This window comes from Ensifer sp. ENS08, assembly GCF_014852195.1.
Classification (GTDB): Bacteria; Pseudomonadota; Alphaproteobacteria; order Rhizobiales; family Rhizobiaceae; genus Ensifer; species Ensifer adhaerens.
Genome location: NZ_JACVBF010000018.1, coordinates 84,927 through 99,236, shown reverse-complemented (window position 1 = coordinate 99,236; position 14,310 = coordinate 84,927). Strand labels below are relative to the sequence as shown.

Genomic DNA, 14,310 nt, shown 5'->3' with positions numbered 1-14,310 from the left:
GACCTGGCTGCCAGGCAGATCAACCAAAACAATACCGATTATCGCGCCTATCTATTTCGCTTATAGACGAGCGCGACTTAGTCTTCCCCGGAAGCATCAAGAATGGTGCACAACAAGGGGAACGCGAATGAAGAAGCGGATTGCAGCAGCAGTGCTCGCCATCATGGCGGCAACGGCCGTTTCGGCCCAGGCCGCCGAAAAGATCAAGATCGGCACGGAGGGCGCCTATCCGCCCTTCAACTTCATCGATCCGGCCGGCAAGATCGGCGGCTTCGACGTCGACATCGGATTAGCACTTTGCGAGCGCATGAAGGTCGAATGCGAAGTCGTCGCCCAGGACTGGGACGGCATCATTCCCGGTTTGGTTGCCAAGAAGTACGACCTGATCATCGCGTCGATGTTCATCACCGAGGAACGCAAGAAGCAGGTCGCCTTCACCAATCCCTACTACCTCGCAGCCATGACGCATGCGGCCCCGAAGGGTGCAGGCTTTACCGAGTTCACCAATGAGGCGCTCAAGGGCAAGGTGATCGGCGCACAGTCAGGCACCACCCAGGCCGAATACATCACCGCCACATACCCCGACGCGGAGATCAAGCTCTATCCGACGCAGGATGAGGCGAACCTCGACATGGTCAACGGTCGCCTCGACCTTCAGGTTGGCGACATGCTGCCGCTGCTCGACTGGGTGACGAAAAACGCCGATGGAAAGGCGTGCTGCGAACTGATCGGCGAGCCGATCACCGACAAGAAATTCGTCGGCGAAGGTGTCGGCATTGCCGTGCGCCAGGAGGACAACGACCTGCGCGAACGGCTGAACAAGGCGCTGGACGAAATCCGCGCCGACGGCACTTACAAGAAGATTAACGACAAGTACTTCACCATCGACGTCTATACGATGAAGTGACGCGTGAAGACGGGCGGAACAACCCAATTTAAGATCCGGCCGCGTCCTACGGGCACGGCCGGATCTTATTTTTATTCCTCTTCTCTTATCGCGCGCGGCCGTGCCACGATCGCCTTGAATTCGGGATCGTCGACGAGCGATTGCACGGCCCAGTAGCCTTCGAGCCACTCGGCCTCGCCATCCCAACCGCCATCGACAAGCTGGCGGAGATTGGCAATCGCCCGAGTGCGGTCGCCGGCAAGCATCCAGGCTCCGGTTGCGTGGAAGCGATTCCAGTTGATGTGATCGCTTGCCTTCTCCAGATGAAGGCCCCATTCCAGGCAAGTGTTGAGGTCGAGATCGCCGACGTTCTCTGCCGGCAGGTTACCGCTATAGCCACGTGCCGGTCGCGTTCGATGAGGCCACAACCCTTGGCTATTGCGATCAGAACCCTTGTTCGAGGCGTGCGTATGCCACTCGATATCGGTGCGTCCGCGCTTGATGCACTCGGTAATCGTCGCAGCCGCTGCCGCTTTGCCAAGCCGATAGGCAGGTTCGGTCCCGACGCCCACTTCGCAACGGGTACCGCTTACGCTGTCGGTTGCGCAATAGCTGACGATGGATCCGTCGTGAAGTACGCAGAAGCCGATGGTGTTTTCCAGGAAGAGTTCGGGATCAGCCCACCCTTCCATGAGATCGGTTACCGTGTCGATATTGCCGGGTTCCAGATCGAGCGGGCGCGGTCGATCTGCACGAGACGGAAGCCGTCAGGCAACACCGTTGTCGCGAGACCAAAACTTGCTCCCGGCAAACCTATCCTGACGCGTGGATGCGGCCGTGCGAAGCCGTTGGACCAAATATCGCCAAGACGATCGTACCAGCGGTCTTCGATGAAGAAATAGGCCCAGTCAGGGATCAGTTCCTTCAGGTCGGCAAAGCTATCGCCCGCCTCGACGGGCAGGCCCGCGAGATAGTAGGCGTCGCCATTTGCGAGCAGCGCGACGTGTGGTTCGACTGGACGATCGACCCAGACTTCACCGTCTATGGTGCCGTCGAGTACGGCAGCAATGGCTACGTGGGTGGAAGAAAAGTCTTTTAAGAGGGCGTGAGCAGCCGGATAGGCCGCTTGTTCGAGTAGAAACATGAAAATGCAATCCTGTTGCGGCGGGATATCCCATCCCTGCCGCCAGAAGAAAGAGTTGAGACGATAAGGTCGTCCCGTTTCAGACCGGCTTCAGCCGACCGCCGCACGGCGTTGGACAATGTCATCTTGCACCCTCTCTTCCTGTGCGCCCCGGATCGGGCGATTGCATTCGACGAACTAGACAGCCGGGCCGGACGGAACAAGCGCTTTACGGTAACCGCTTCAGGACGGCCCTGCGGTCCGTGCGCCTGCGCCATTGGCGGCTGCAATGACAGGCGCTAAAGCTCTCCTGCCGGGATTTGGTGTAGCGTCAGCCCGGAATCGGCGGAATGCATCGGAGACCGACATGTTCGACCTCAGCGGAATGACGGCATTGGTAACGGGTGGCGGCCGCGGTCTCGGCTTTGAAATGGCAAAGGCGCTCGCACGGGCAGGAGCAGCCGTCGCGATCAACGGCCGCGGTTCCGCCGCACTCGAAACGGCCCGTACCCAGGCTGCATCGGAAGGCACCGCACTCGACATCGTTCCCGGCGACGTTTCGACGGATGCGGAAAAGATCGTCGCTGCCGCCGCCGGCAGGACCGGCCAACTCGACATCCTCATTCACGCCGTCGGCGAGCGCGACCGGCGCGGCACCGACGTCATGGATCCCGCCGCCTTTGCCACCCTCGTCAACACGGACCTGACGGCAGCCTATGCGATGGCGCGGGCAGCACTTCCCTATTTCCGCCGCTCCTCGTGCGCCCGGCTGATCTTCGTCACCTCGATCGCCGCCTCCGTCGCGCGGCCGGGCGACCCCGCCTATACCGCGGCAAAGGGCGGTCTTGATGCCCTCACCCGCTCACTGGCGGTGGAACTTGGATCGGCGACGCTGACGGTCAACGCGATTGCACCCGGCTGGTTTGCAACCGAGACCAATGCCGCACTCGCCTCCGATCCCGCACTGCAGGCCTTCGTCGGTATCCGAATTCCCTTGAAACGCTGGGGCCGACCGGAGGAGATCGCACCGGCCGCCGTGTTCCTGGCCTCGCCTGGCGCCAGCTTCGTCAATGGCATCACCTTGACGGTGGACGGCGGCATGACCGCGCAGATGTAAACGTCATCCTAGACAGGTTTCCCGGTGCAGCGGCTGCTTTCGGAATTCGCCTTGGCGCTGTGTGCTTGGATCCGGAATGCCCGTAGATCGGCGCGGCAGCGCCGCAGTCTTTCCGGGTGATCGTCTTCACCACCGCTCGGTACCGGCCGCCAAGCCTTCGGCAAGCAGTGTGGCGAGGTTCGACGCCGGCTTGTCGGCTTTTACCTTCAGCCGCAAGCTGAATTCCGCATTCGGCAATGCCGGGAGCGAAAGTGCCGGGGGTGCGACCGCGATCCCTTCTCCGAGGAAGCGTGCTGTGCGCGCCGTAACGGCAATCCCGCTTCGCACGGCTGCGCGCAGACCGGAAAGGCTGGGGCTTGTCGCCGCGATGCGGTAGCGACGACCGGACTCATCGAGGGCTGCCGTCGCGGCCGCGCGAAAACCGCAGGGCGGATCCAGCACCGCGATCGGCAACTCGCTGTCAGCCGTGGGCGGAGCATCCGATGACGATAGCCACAGCATCGGTTCGCGCAGAATGGCAAGTTCGTCGGGCGTCGGCCCCTCCCGCATGACGATCAGTACTTCGATCAGCCCCTGATCGTAGGCCGAAGTCAGTTCACGGGATCTGCCGACCCTCAAGTCCAACCGCACACGCGGGTGGGTGCGCCCGAAGCGGCGCAAGAGATCCGGCAGATTGCTGTCGGCAAAATCCTGGGTGCAGCCGAGCGCCAGACGGCCGTCGGTGCTGGCACCCTTGAGGCTCAGCCATGCATCCCGGTGAACTTCGAGAATCCGGCGTGCATGAACGACCAATTCCTCCCCGGCCGGCGTGAGAATTCGCCCCCGGCCTGAGGGCGCGAGAAGTGGCTCGCCGATCATCGTTTCCAGGCGCTGCATCTGGGCGGTCACAGCCGAAGGCGTCCGCCCAACGGCCGTGGCCGCATTCGCAAGAGAGCCACTCTCGGCGAAAGCAAGAAAGGTACGAAGCAGATCGGGATCGAAGGCTTGCATTACTTCAATATAATCGAAGTTATGATATTAAACAATTCGATTTCTCCGAAGATAGAGACGTGGCAGATTGGGCTCACACACGAAACAGGAAACCCGAAAGGAACCACCCAATGCCCATCATCAACGTCACCGTCAGCGGCAAGCCGGACACCGCACTCTCGTCACGGATCGCCGCTTCGGTCAGCGAATTGACGGCAGCGCACCTGCGCAAGGATCCGACGATCACGGCAATCGTCATCACCTATGCGGATCCGGAACACTGGTTCGCTGGCGGAAAGTCGCTTGCCGAACAGGATATCAACAGCTTCTGGCTCGACATCAAGGTCGTCGACGGCACCAACACCAAGCAGGAAATGGCTGCCTATCTCGAAGCCATCTTCGGGCGCTTTGAACAATTGCTCGGACAGGTACACCACGAGAGCTACGTTCTCGTCCACGAAGTTGCGGCTGCCGCCTATGGTTATGGTGGCAAGACGCAGGAATTCCGCTACATCAGTGGCAAGCTCAAATCCGGCATCTGAAGCATTTCACCAAGCATTCCGCAGCCTCCAACGTTCGCCAAGGCGGAGCCCTAAAGGTGCGGAAAGATGGCTGCCGGAAACGCTAGAAGCAAACCGGTGTCGCAGAGCCAATGATGGCCGGTGTACCGCCGGCAGCCTCGTGAACTGGAACGGAAGTATCGGTCCAGCACCGTCTCATCTATCGGTATCGCGTCAATCGCAACGCGATACCTCCGTATAGACCTCGTGGGCGTCAGAACCGGACGCGCGCACCGACTTTCGCACCAGCCGCCTGCGAACCGTCGCCCTCGATGTCGAAGAGCAGCGAGAAGTCGAGGTCCCAGTTGTCGTTGTTGCTGAGCGCGAGCCCGGCCGAGACCCGGCCAAACAGGCCTTCGCCATCGAGCGACGCAAAGCCGACATCCGCTCCGACCGTCGGCGACAGGATCAGGCCGTTTTCCAGTTCCAGCGTCCGCTCGACATCAAGACCGATGCTGAAGCGGGCTTGCTCCTCGATGAACCCCTTGAGGTCGATCGTCTCTCCGAGCGCGTTCCTGGCGGTGTAATCGTCGACCTCTTCGTTGAAGTAGACGGCCCTGAGCTTCGGGGTTAGCACCGTGATCTCGTCGAGCTGCCACTCGCCGGTCAGCTTGACGTCCGCCATCCAGCGGGTCGTGTCGAAGGTGCCGGTGAAGATACCGGTATCGATGTCGTTCGAGGAGCCGCCATAGAGCAGGTTGGCATCGAGGAACACACCTTGCCCGATTTCGAACGACGCATAGGGACCGGCAAGCCAGCCATTGCCGGTCAGTTCGGCGTCCTCGTCGATCGGGTCGCTCGTGTAGTCGTAGTGGAACGACAGGCCGACCAGCGCCCGCTCGCTGATCAGGTAATCGGCACCGACCGAAAACAGGGCGAAGTTGCCCCACTTGTCGCTATCGTCGTCCTTGTCCTTGTGGAACAGAAAGCTGCCATCAATCCAGACGTCGAAGGGCTGGTCGGTCTTCACGAAGGTTTGGCCGGCAGCCGCCGCGTCGGCTGCGTCGCGCGCCGCCTGGATCTGCGTGAGGCTGGTGGAAAACCCAAGGCGCGCGCCATTCTCCGATGGTGTGACCGCCGTCGTCACCGGATCGGTGCTCATCGCCGCCCGTCGCCGCTCGATCAGCCCCGGAACCTTGACCGTCGACGACAGCAGGCTCTGCCGGTTGCGCACGAAATCGCGTACCAGGCCGTCGATCTCTTCCCCGGCTGCGACACGGTCCAGTGAGATCTTGTAGGTGACAGTTCCAGCACCCGACGTACCGAGTGCGCTTCTCAAGGTGTAGCTAACCACCGCCGAACCGGAATAGGAAGGATTGGGCGTGAACTTCAGATAATAGCCGACCGGCGTAAAGCTGCCGGCGGCTGCAAGCTCGCCCTCGATGATCTCGGCTGTGCCAGCGATCGGCGGCGAGACCGAGGCGACGGCGGCACTGGTGAACGGACCGCCGGTGGCACCGGCGTTGAGATAGACGTTGTTCGGTGTCGTGCCGGCGGGCACGTCGACGACGATGCTGGGCGCCGTCACCGCACGCGGGTTGAGTTTGAGCGTATAGGCCGCCGAACCGCTGGCGCCACGGCTGTCGACGACGCCAATGGTGAAGCGGTAGGTGTCGGGCACCGCATCCGCGGCCAGCGGCCCGGTCAGTTCGCCGTTCGAGACATTGAGCACCATGCCCTTTGGCAAAGTGCCGCTCTTGACGCTGTAAATCAGGGCGCCGGTGCCGCCGCTTGCGGAAATCGGCGCAGAATAGGCCTCACCGACCATGGCATCCGGAAGGCTGCCGGCCGCCGGGCTGAAGACGATGTTGGCCGAGACGACGGCAATGCGATAGCTCGCCTGCCCCGTCGCCCCGTTGGCGTCCGTCGCCGTCACCGTGAAGGCGAAGTCGCCGTCGGCGCCCGGTCGCCCGGAGATCGCGCCGCTGACTGGATCGAGCGTCAGCCCGCCCGGCAATGCCCCGGATGTAACCTGATACAGATAGGGTGCCGTGCCGGCGCTGGCCGTCAGGCTCTGGCTATAGGAAGCCCCGGCGACGGCGGCCGCAAGCGTGCCACCGGTCGGAGAAAAGACGAGCACCGGCGGCGAGATCGTCACCGTGACGGTTGCCGGCGTGGATGTGCCAGTCGCATTCGTCGCCGTGTAGGTGAAGCTGTCGGCGCCGGAATAGCCGGGTTGGGGTGTATAGAGGATCTGCAAGCCGGACACCGACGCATTGCCGCGCGACGGCGGGCTTGCGATCGCGAGCGATGCGGCTGCACCGCCCGAAATGCTGGGCGAGATGACGTTTGCCGTCGAGTTTGCGGCAACCGTAAGCGCAACCGCACCGGCCGACGGCGCCTCAACCGCCACTGCCAGGCTATAGGTGACAGAGCCGGTCGCGCCGTTCGCGTCGGTCGCCTCGATCGTGAAGTTGAAGTTGCCGTCCACCGTCGGAGTGCCCGACAGGCGGCCGTTGGCTGCAAGCGTCAGGCCGGCCGGAAGCGCGCTACTGATGACCGTATAGCTGTAGGGCCCGGTTCCGTTCGCCGCTGTGATCGTCTGGTCGTAGGGCTCTGCAACCGTCGCCCCGGGAAACGATCCGGGAGCGGGCGTAAAGGAGAAGATCGGCGGAGACACCGTCACCGTGACCGTCGCCGGCGCCGATGTCCCTGTCGCGTTCGTTGCGCTGTAGCTGAAGCTGTCAGTACCGGAGAAACCCGCCGCGGGCGTATAGTGGAACGACGTGCCGGCCACCGTGGCTGTTCCGTGCGATGGCGCGGAGACGATGGCGAGAGAGGCTGCCGCACCGCCGGAGAGGTTCGGTGCAATCACATTCCCCGTCGAATTGGCCGCAACTGTTATCGTCGTTGTCCCGGCAATCGGCGCCTGCACCCGAACAATGAGGCCGTAGCTGCTGGTGCTTGACGCGCCGTACGTATCGGTGGCGCTCACTGTAAAGTTGAAGCTTCCATCCACCGTCGGCGTCCCGGACAGGGCGCCTGCAGAGGAGAGGACCAAACCATTCGGCAAGGAGCCGGCCACGACCGTATAACTATGGGGCCCCGTTCCGCCGCTGACGCTGAAGGTCTGGCTGTATGCCGTCGCTGCCGTTGCCGTCGGCAGGGCACCCGAAGCCGGGGTGAAAACGAAGTTCGGCGCGGAGACCTGGAACAGTTGACGAACGGAAGGGGCAGCGAGATAGGCGCCATTGCCAGCTTGCGAGACTTCGATCTCGCAATCCCCACCATTGCGGAAGGTTACCGCACCGCTTGAGGTGACGACGCAGACGCTTGGCGTCATGGATTGCCAGGCCACAGGGAGCCCGGAACTGGCGCTCGCGGTGAGGTTCACCGGCGTCGCATAGTCCTGAGGGCCGGGATTGGCAAAGCTGATCGTTTGCGACCCCTTCGGCGTGACCGCGTTGGAGACGCCGGACGCGATACCCGGACCGCTGCTGTTGGCAGCCGTCACCGTGAACGTGTAGCTGGCGCCATTCGTCAGGCCAACCACCGTGAGCGGGCTCGCCGGGCCCGTCTCGGTCAGGCCGCCGGGGCTGGCTGTGACGGTATAGCCGGTGATCGGCGCACCACCAGTATTGACCGGCGCGACAAAGGAGACCTCAGCCGAGGCATTGCCGGCCGTGGCTACAACACCGGAGGGCGCGCCCGGCACAACAGCGTTGACCACGAACGAGCGGCTAACCTGCGATGCCGGCAGATAGGTGCTGTCACCCGCCTGGTCGGCATTGATGGTGCAGGTGCCGATCGATACGAAGGTTAGAAGTCCAGCGGGACTGATCGTGCAGACCGCCGTCGTCGACGATGTGAAGCTGACCGTCAGGCCGGAGTCCGAACTCGCCGACAGGGTCGGCGTCGTGCCGAAGCTCTGCGCACCCGGATTGGCAAAGGTGATCGTCTGGATCGTGCGCGGCGTCACCGCGTTGGAGGCGGCCGACGCAGGGCCAGGACCGGCGTTGTTTTCAGCGACGACCGTGAACGTATAGCTCGTGCCGTTCGTCAGCCCGGTGATGACCACCGGACTGGAGGTGCCGTCTCCCGTCAAACCGTCCGGGCTCGATGTGACGACGTAGCGCGAGATCAGCGCCCCGCCGTTGCTCGAGGGCGCAACAAAGGCAACCATAGCCTGGCTGTCGCCAGCCGTCGCAACAACTCCCGTCGGTGCGGCCGGAGCAACCGCATTCACTATGAAGCTCTGGCTTACCCGTGGCGCAGCCTCAGTGGCCGCGTCACCGGTTTGATCTGCGTGAATTGTGCAAGTACCCATGGATTGGAAGGCCAATTTACCGCCAGGATCGATTGTGCACACACCTGCTGTCGCGGAGGTGAAGCTGACGGGCAAGCTGGAACTCGCAGTTGCCGTCAAGGTGGGCGTCGTACCAAAAGTTTGGGAACCGGGGTTGGCAAACGTTATCGTCTGCGGCGCTTTCGGCGTCACGGCGTTGGAAGCACCGGAAGCGACACCCGTCCCGGCAAGGTTGGTTGCTGCGACCGTAAACGTGTAACTCAGGCCGTTGGTCAAGCCAGTGACGTCGATCGGGCTTGACGGTCCCGTCGCGGTAACGCCGCCTGGGCTCGCTGTAACTGTGTAGCCTGTAATCGAGCTGCCACCGTTAAAGGCAGGCGCAGAGAAACTCACACGTGCGCTAGCATCATTCGCCATCGCCGCGGCCCCAGTCGGAGCATCAGGAGCGATGGCAACGACATTAATGCTGTAACTTTCGCTGGCCGTCCGGCTATGCATGTCGGTGGCCGTGATGGTGAAGCTGAAGGCTCCCGCAACCGCTGGCGTCCCGGTGATTGCGCCGCTTGCAGACGCAAGGCCGAGACCGGGCGGCAGTGTGCCCGATGCTAAGGAGTAAGTTACCGTCCCGAGCCCGTTTACGGCGGCAATCGACATGTCGGAGTAAGCCGTCCCCGCCGTCGCTGCCGTCAACGCGCCGCCCGCGGGCGTGAGCGTCATCGGTGGCGCGGAAATCGCGATGCTGTAGGCGGCCGACGCCGAACCGGCGGTCGAGCCTGTCGCTGTGATCGTGAAATTTTTGGTACCGTATCCGGCCGCCGTCGGCGTACCGGCAATCGCCCCAGCCGAACTCAGACTGAGGCCGTCTGGAAGCGCGCCCGCCGTCACCGTATAGGTGAACGTCCCCAATCCGCCGCTAGCAGAGATCGACGCACCCGGGTAGACGACGTTCACGTCGCCACCGACAAGGGCCCCACCCGCCGGCGTCAGCACCACCGGTGGGGCCGCGATGGTGATCGAATAGGCCTTGGAATCGGTGCCGACGTTCGCAGCCGTGGCCGTCACCGTGAAAGGCGCGGAACCATAGGCGTCAGGAAGCGGCGTTCCGGTGATCGCGCCCGTCGAGGGATTGATGGTGAGCCCTGCCGGTAAGGCACCTGCCGACACCGAATAGGTGATCGCACCGACACCCCCGGTCGCCGAAATCGAGCTGTTTGAGTAGGCAACGCCCACCGTTCCCCCTGACAAGGCGGTGTTGTTTGCCGGCGTCAGCACTACGGGGGGCGCACTGACGGCAATGGAGTAGTTCGCGGTGGCCGAGCCAGAGGTCGCCGCCGTCGCCGTGACGGTAAAGTTTGCAGTCCCGATCGCGGCAGCGGTGGGCGTCCCGCTGATTGCGCCCGTCGTCGTGTTTAAGGCGAGACCTGCGGGAAGCGAACCCGCGGTCACCGCGTAACTGATTGCCCCGGCCCCCCCGCTCGCCGAGATCCCTTGCGAATAGGCGCTGCCAACCGTTGCGGCAGGAAGCGCGCCGCTCGCCGGGCTGAGCGCCACTGGCGGGAAGGAATTGATGGTGGTGGTAAAATTCTGCGCCACGAAATGGACGCCACCGGTCGAGATCGTCGTGCTATCCTGGATTTTTATCTTGAAGTTGAAGCTTCCTGCCGTCGTTGGTGCGCCAGACAGTTGCCCGCTCGTTGAAAGGCTTAATCCGGTCGGCAAGGTGCCTACGTCCAGAGTATATGTATACGGCGGCGTGCCGCCGGACGCAGAAAAATGGACGCTGTAGGCGGCCCCTACTCCGCCGTCCGGTAGACTATCCGGGGTAACGTCAATCACGGGTGCCGCGATCGTCGGATTGTAGCTTTTGTCGTAAGTATGCGCCGTCGGCGTGGTGGAATCGGTCACTCGTACGATGAAGTTATAGGGGCCCGAGCCGGTCGGCGTTCCGGATATGACCCCGGCAGCCGAAAGCGTCAGGCCAGGTGGCAGCGTCGTCCCACCGCTGAGCGCATAAGTATAGGGACCAGTGCCGCCGGTGGTGTTGAGTGTCTGAATGTAAGCCACACCAATGACAGGTGTCGGCAGATTTGCCGGCGTCACGGTCAACGGTGAGCTCGATGGCGCAACCGTCACGTTAAAAGTGACTGGCGATGAGGGGCTTTCATCATAGACGACGAAGCTGTCAGAGGTCGCCCCGTCTCCGTTGTTGGTGTAAATAAGGGCGTTCGTATTGGTGGGCATACCGAAGGTTAGACTGCCGTGGGACGGGTTGGTCACAGCCGGCTGGATAAAGCCCCACTCCGAGCAGGTGATGACACTTGTCCCGCCGGACTGCACTGTCACGTTCTGGGTTGTTCCGCAAAGACCAGCCTGCGCCGAAGACACAGGCACCATCGCCACCAGGAAAAGGAACGTGAGGAAACAAAAGAGTAGCGCAAAGTGACCGCGCCCAGCGCCTGCCCGACCAAAGATCTGGTGAAACATGTCCTGCCCCTGTACGCACTGCGCGTTTCGTGGACGCGAGCCCATCGCCACGCTCAGCCCCCTCCAACGCCACGCACTGCTTGACACGAAAATTCGAGTCACACAACCAGGACTAGTGCGACTTATGCGGGAATTCGAATAAAAAAGTGTCCGCATGCACTCTTCCCAAGATGCGCGTTATGAGGGAGAGTGTTCGAAAGGCGCAAACTAGAGTCGTTAAGATTTATCGGAAGGGGCAGCGATGACCGAGGTCTATGTCGGGCAGATCATGATGACCGGATTTGGTTTTGCGCCGAAGGGTTTTGCTCTCTGCAACGGTCAGGTGATGGCAATCGCCCAGAATCAGGCCTTGTTTTCGCTGCTGGGCACTTACTACGGTGGCAACGGCACGACAAACTTTATGCTTCCAAATTTGCAAGGCCGCGCGCCTATGTCCTTCGGCAATTCTCTCGATCCAAGCTGGCAACCTACCACCGCGATGGCGGAGTATGGGGGTGTGGAGAGCGTGACATTAAATACGCAGCAGATCCCCTCACATCTTCATCAGGGTAATGGAACGACGGCCGTTGGAGATCAACGTGCGCCGTCGCTCTTCGGTACGACAACCCTGCCGATCTATGCGCAACCCGGTGGGTCTCAGGTGCCTTTATCGTCCCAGACCATCGCGCCTGCGGGCGGTGGGCAGCCGCACGCGAATGTGCAACCCTTCAACGTCATCAACTTCTGCATCGCGCTGTCGGGCGTCTACCCGTCGCGCAACTGAACTCAGCCACCGGAGGTAAGCATGAGCACTCCCTATGTCGGGGAAATACGAATGTTCGGGTTCCCCCGGGTGCCCACCGGTTGGCAAGCCTGCGACGGTTCGCTGCTTTCGATCGCGGAATATGAGATGCTTTACACGCTGCTCGGGACCACCTACGGCGGAGACGGCCAGTCAACATTTCGTGTGCCTGACCTACGCGGCCGCGTGCCGATGCACTGGGGCACGGGTCAGGGCCTGACGACGCGGGTGCTCGGTCAGCTTGCTGGCACCGAAAACGTGACGCTGGTCAGCACCCAACTCCCACCGCACGGCCACCCGATCGTCGCAACGACGAGCACTGCGGACGCCACGGCGGTCGGGCCGACTGTCATGTTAGGAGCGGTTGCCAGCGACACACTCTACGCAACGGACGTGAGCGGCCTGACGGGCCGCGGGACATCGCCGAGCTCGACCAGCCCCACAGGCGGCGGTCAGCCTCATGACAACACGATGCCGACGCTGACGACGCACTTTTGCATTGCACTATACGGCGTCTTTCCGCAGCAGAACTGATCCGGGCCTGTATTTCACAATAAGGGGATAAGAATGACAGAGCCTTTCATTGGCGAGATCCAGCTCTTCAGTTTCAATTACGCACCCTATGGTTGGGCGTTCTGCAACGGACCGTTGATGCCCATCCAGCAAAATACCGCGTTGTTCTCGCTTATCGGGACGTCGTATGGCGGCAACGGTCAGAGCAATTTCCAGTTGCCGAACTTTGCCGGACGTGCACCCTGCAATCAGGGGACAGGTCCAGGTCTTACGCCCCGGACGATCGGAGAGGTCTTCGGGACGCAGAATGTTACCCTGCTTTCAACTGAAATGCCCGCACATGCGCATTCATTGACCATCTACAATCAGACAGACGGGACGAAAAGAGCGAGTACGCCGTCTTCCGGAAACTCGCTCAGTCTGCCAACGGAGCACACGGTCATGGCGGCGAGCACTGCCCAACCGGATGCCCAGTTTGCTCCTTCCATGATCGGTCTGTCGGGTGGAAACCTCCCGCACGAAAACCGACAGCCTTACCTGGCGGTAAATTTCTGCATTGCGCTTAACGGCAACTTTCCGTCGTTCGGGTGAAGCCGCACACTGACATTGCCGCGGTCAATTTTCCGATCCGGTCTAATCCACCGCGATTGGAGGTGCAGGGCACTTCCCTGCGCCATGCCTGCACGAACGACATTGCGTTCCTGCTCCAGCTTTACTCGTCATTTCGGGCGGACGAACTGGCGGCCGTGCCATGGTCGCCCGAGCAGAAGCAAGTTTTTCTCGAACTACAATTTATCGCCCAGCACCGCCACTACCGGTCGGTCTATCCGGACGCGGACTATCTCGTTGTCGATATCGGAGACAAGCCGGTCGGCCGGCTCTATCTGGACTCCGAAAAGGAGCGCTGGCTCATCGTCGACATCGGATTCCTGCCTGAGTGGCGCCGACAGGGCAAAGGCACAGCCTTACTGACGGCTATTCAGCGTGAGGCCACAACCTCAAAGGCGCGCGTTCTAACCTTGCATGTCGAGCAACGAAACTTTCGAGCCCAAGCGCTCTATCAGCGCCTTGGGTTTCGCGCCATCAACGACCTCGGCTCGCATATCAAGATGAAGTGGTCACCCGGCGATTTCGACGAAGCGGAGCGCCGCTGACCGCCCATTTCTACGTCAATTGAAAACGGCCTGGTAGACGATACCCTGCTTGTCGCGGGCAACCGGCACGAGAAAAATGTCCAGTGCGCCGAGCGACGCATTTTTAAGCCGGTAGATCTGTTGCGGCAGCACGATCGCTGAACCGCTGCGGAAGATCAGCGAAAAGGGCGCGCGAATCATGCCCGGCAAGATCGGCGTCGTACCGGGCGTGGCCTCCGCCAGTGTCAACGGCACCGTGCTCTCGCCAAGGGTTAGATCGAACGCCTGACCAACGCAACCCGCGAAATGTTGAAGCGTCAGCAGTTCCATGCGCGGATCCCTTCGTGATTCCCGTTTGGGTCGTTTCCGGCGTTTCTACACCATGGAAGTTGAACACAAAAGTCTCAAGGGCGTGGAATGGCACGCACCATGCTTTGAACAGCAAGAGGACGCCAATAGCGCGATCGCCCCCACTCCGCAGCTTGCGAGCATCGCGCC

The 14,310-nt window shown here is 61.8% G+C and carries 12 protein-coding genes; 7 read left to right on the top strand and 5 right to left on the bottom strand.

Features of this window, described 5'->3' with window-relative positions:
- Nucleotides 1–127: 127 nt before the first annotated feature.
- Entirely contained in the window at nucleotides 128–907 is a 780-nt protein-coding gene (locus IB272_RS28495; protein WP_060521016.1) for an ABC transporter substrate-binding protein, read from the top strand.
- Between the two features lie 71 nt (nucleotides 908–978).
- Here IB272_RS28495 and IB272_RS28490 read toward each other — a convergent pair whose 3' ends face one another.
- Nucleotides 979–1,578 carry a GNAT family N-acetyltransferase gene (locus IB272_RS28490; protein ID WP_192445536.1) on the bottom strand — a complete coding sequence of 200 codons (600 nt, stop codon included), beginning with the start codon at nucleotides 1,576–1,578 and terminating at the stop codon, nucleotides 979–981.
- A gap of 8 nt (nucleotides 1,579–1,586) precedes the next feature.
- Nucleotides 1,587–2,030, bottom strand: coding sequence for a hypothetical protein (locus IB272_RS28485; protein WP_192445535.1), 444 nt, complete (start codon nucleotides 2,028–2,030; stop codon nucleotides 1,587–1,589).
- A gap of 346 nt (nucleotides 2,031–2,376) precedes the next feature.
- On the opposite strand from IB272_RS28485, the gene IB272_RS28480 reads away from it, so the two are divergent.
- Nucleotides 2,377–3,126, top strand: coding sequence for an SDR family oxidoreductase (locus tag IB272_RS28480; protein ID WP_192445534.1), 750 nt, complete (start codon nucleotides 2,377–2,379; stop codon nucleotides 3,124–3,126).
- Nucleotides 3,127–3,252: 126 nt separating this feature from the next.
- Here IB272_RS28480 and IB272_RS28475 read toward each other — a convergent pair whose 3' ends face one another.
- Nucleotides 3,253–4,116, bottom strand: a complete 864-nt coding sequence (locus tag IB272_RS28475) for a LysR substrate-binding domain-containing protein (protein WP_192445533.1) — start codon at nucleotides 4,114–4,116, stop codon at nucleotides 3,253–3,255.
- 110 nt (nucleotides 4,117–4,226) lie between these two features.
- Between IB272_RS28475 and IB272_RS28470 the strand changes: the two genes are divergently transcribed.
- Nucleotides 4,227–4,637, top strand: a complete 411-nt coding sequence (locus tag IB272_RS28470) for a 4-oxalocrotonate tautomerase family protein (RefSeq protein ID WP_192445532.1) — start codon at nucleotides 4,227–4,229, stop codon at nucleotides 4,635–4,637.
- A gap of 232 nt (nucleotides 4,638–4,869) precedes the next feature.
- Here the strand turns inward: IB272_RS28470 and IB272_RS28465 are convergent, their stop codons facing one another.
- Nucleotides 4,870–11,385 carry a putative Ig domain-containing protein gene (locus IB272_RS28465; protein ID WP_192445531.1) on the bottom strand — a complete coding sequence of 2,172 codons (6,516 nt, stop codon included), beginning with the start codon at nucleotides 11,383–11,385 and terminating at the stop codon, nucleotides 4,870–4,872.
- Between the two features lie 241 nt (nucleotides 11,386–11,626).
- Here IB272_RS28465 and IB272_RS28460 point away from each other — a divergent pair, with 241 nt between their 5' ends.
- From IB272_RS28460 to IB272_RS28445, 4 genes are all read left to right on the top strand, one after another.
- On the top strand, nucleotides 11,627–12,148 hold the full coding sequence (locus IB272_RS28460; RefSeq protein WP_192445530.1) for a tail fiber protein: 522 nt from the start codon (nucleotides 11,627–11,629) through the stop codon (nucleotides 12,146–12,148).
- A 51-nt stretch (nucleotides 12,149–12,199) separates the two neighbouring features.
- Nucleotides 12,200–12,700, top strand: coding sequence for a tail fiber protein (locus tag IB272_RS28455; RefSeq protein WP_246810453.1), 501 nt, complete (start codon nucleotides 12,200–12,202; stop codon nucleotides 12,698–12,700).
- A 33-nt stretch (nucleotides 12,701–12,733) separates the two neighbouring features.
- Nucleotides 12,734–13,270, top strand: a complete 537-nt coding sequence (locus IB272_RS28450) for a tail fiber protein (RefSeq protein ID WP_089045683.1) — start codon at nucleotides 12,734–12,736, stop codon at nucleotides 13,268–13,270.
- Between the two features lie 62 nt (nucleotides 13,271–13,332).
- Nucleotides 13,333–13,833 (top strand): GNAT family N-acetyltransferase, encoded by a 501-nt coding sequence (locus tag IB272_RS28445; protein WP_162728859.1) that lies wholly within the window; start codon nucleotides 13,333–13,335, stop codon nucleotides 13,831–13,833.
- Nucleotides 13,834–13,848: 15 nt separating this feature from the next.
- On the opposite strand, the gene IB272_RS28440 is transcribed toward IB272_RS28445, so the two are convergent.
- A complete protein-coding gene (locus IB272_RS28440; protein ID WP_112976856.1) occupies nucleotides 13,849–14,142 on the bottom strand; it encodes a hypothetical protein in 294 nt (97 codons plus the stop codon).
- Nucleotides 14,143–14,310 lie beyond the last annotated feature (168 nt).

Coding starts and splice junctions, on each gene's coding strand:
- IB272_RS28460 (WP_192445530.1), top strand. CDS start 11,627: ATGACCGAGGTCTATGTCGGGCAGATCATGATGACCGGATTTGGTTTT.
- IB272_RS28490 (WP_192445536.1), bottom strand. CDS start 1,578: ATGGAAGGGTGGGCTGATCCCGAACTCTTCCTGGAAAACACCATCGGC.
- IB272_RS28465 (WP_192445531.1), bottom strand. CDS start 11,385: ATGTTTCACCAGATCTTTGGTCGGGCAGGCGCTGGGCGCGGTCACTTT.
- IB272_RS28485 (WP_192445535.1), bottom strand. CDS start 2,030: ATGTTTCTACTCGAACAAGCGGCCTATCCGGCTGCTCACGCCCTCTTA.
- IB272_RS28455 (WP_246810453.1), top strand. CDS start 12,200: ATGTTCGGGTTCCCCCGGGTGCCCACCGGTTGGCAAGCCTGCGACGGT.
- IB272_RS28495 (WP_060521016.1), top strand. CDS start 128: ATGAAGAAGCGGATTGCAGCAGCAGTGCTCGCCATCATGGCGGCAACG.
- IB272_RS28470 (WP_192445532.1), top strand. CDS start 4,227: ATGCCCATCATCAACGTCACCGTCAGCGGCAAGCCGGACACCGCACTC.
- IB272_RS28450 (WP_089045683.1), top strand. CDS start 12,734: ATGACAGAGCCTTTCATTGGCGAGATCCAGCTCTTCAGTTTCAATTAC.
- IB272_RS28475 (WP_192445533.1), bottom strand. CDS start 4,116: ATGCAAGCCTTCGATCCCGATCTGCTTCGTACCTTTCTTGCTTTCGCC.
- IB272_RS28440 (WP_112976856.1), bottom strand. CDS start 14,142: ATGGAACTGCTGACGCTTCAACATTTCGCGGGTTGCGTTGGTCAGGCG.
- IB272_RS28480 (WP_192445534.1), top strand. CDS start 2,377: ATGTTCGACCTCAGCGGAATGACGGCATTGGTAACGGGTGGCGGCCGC.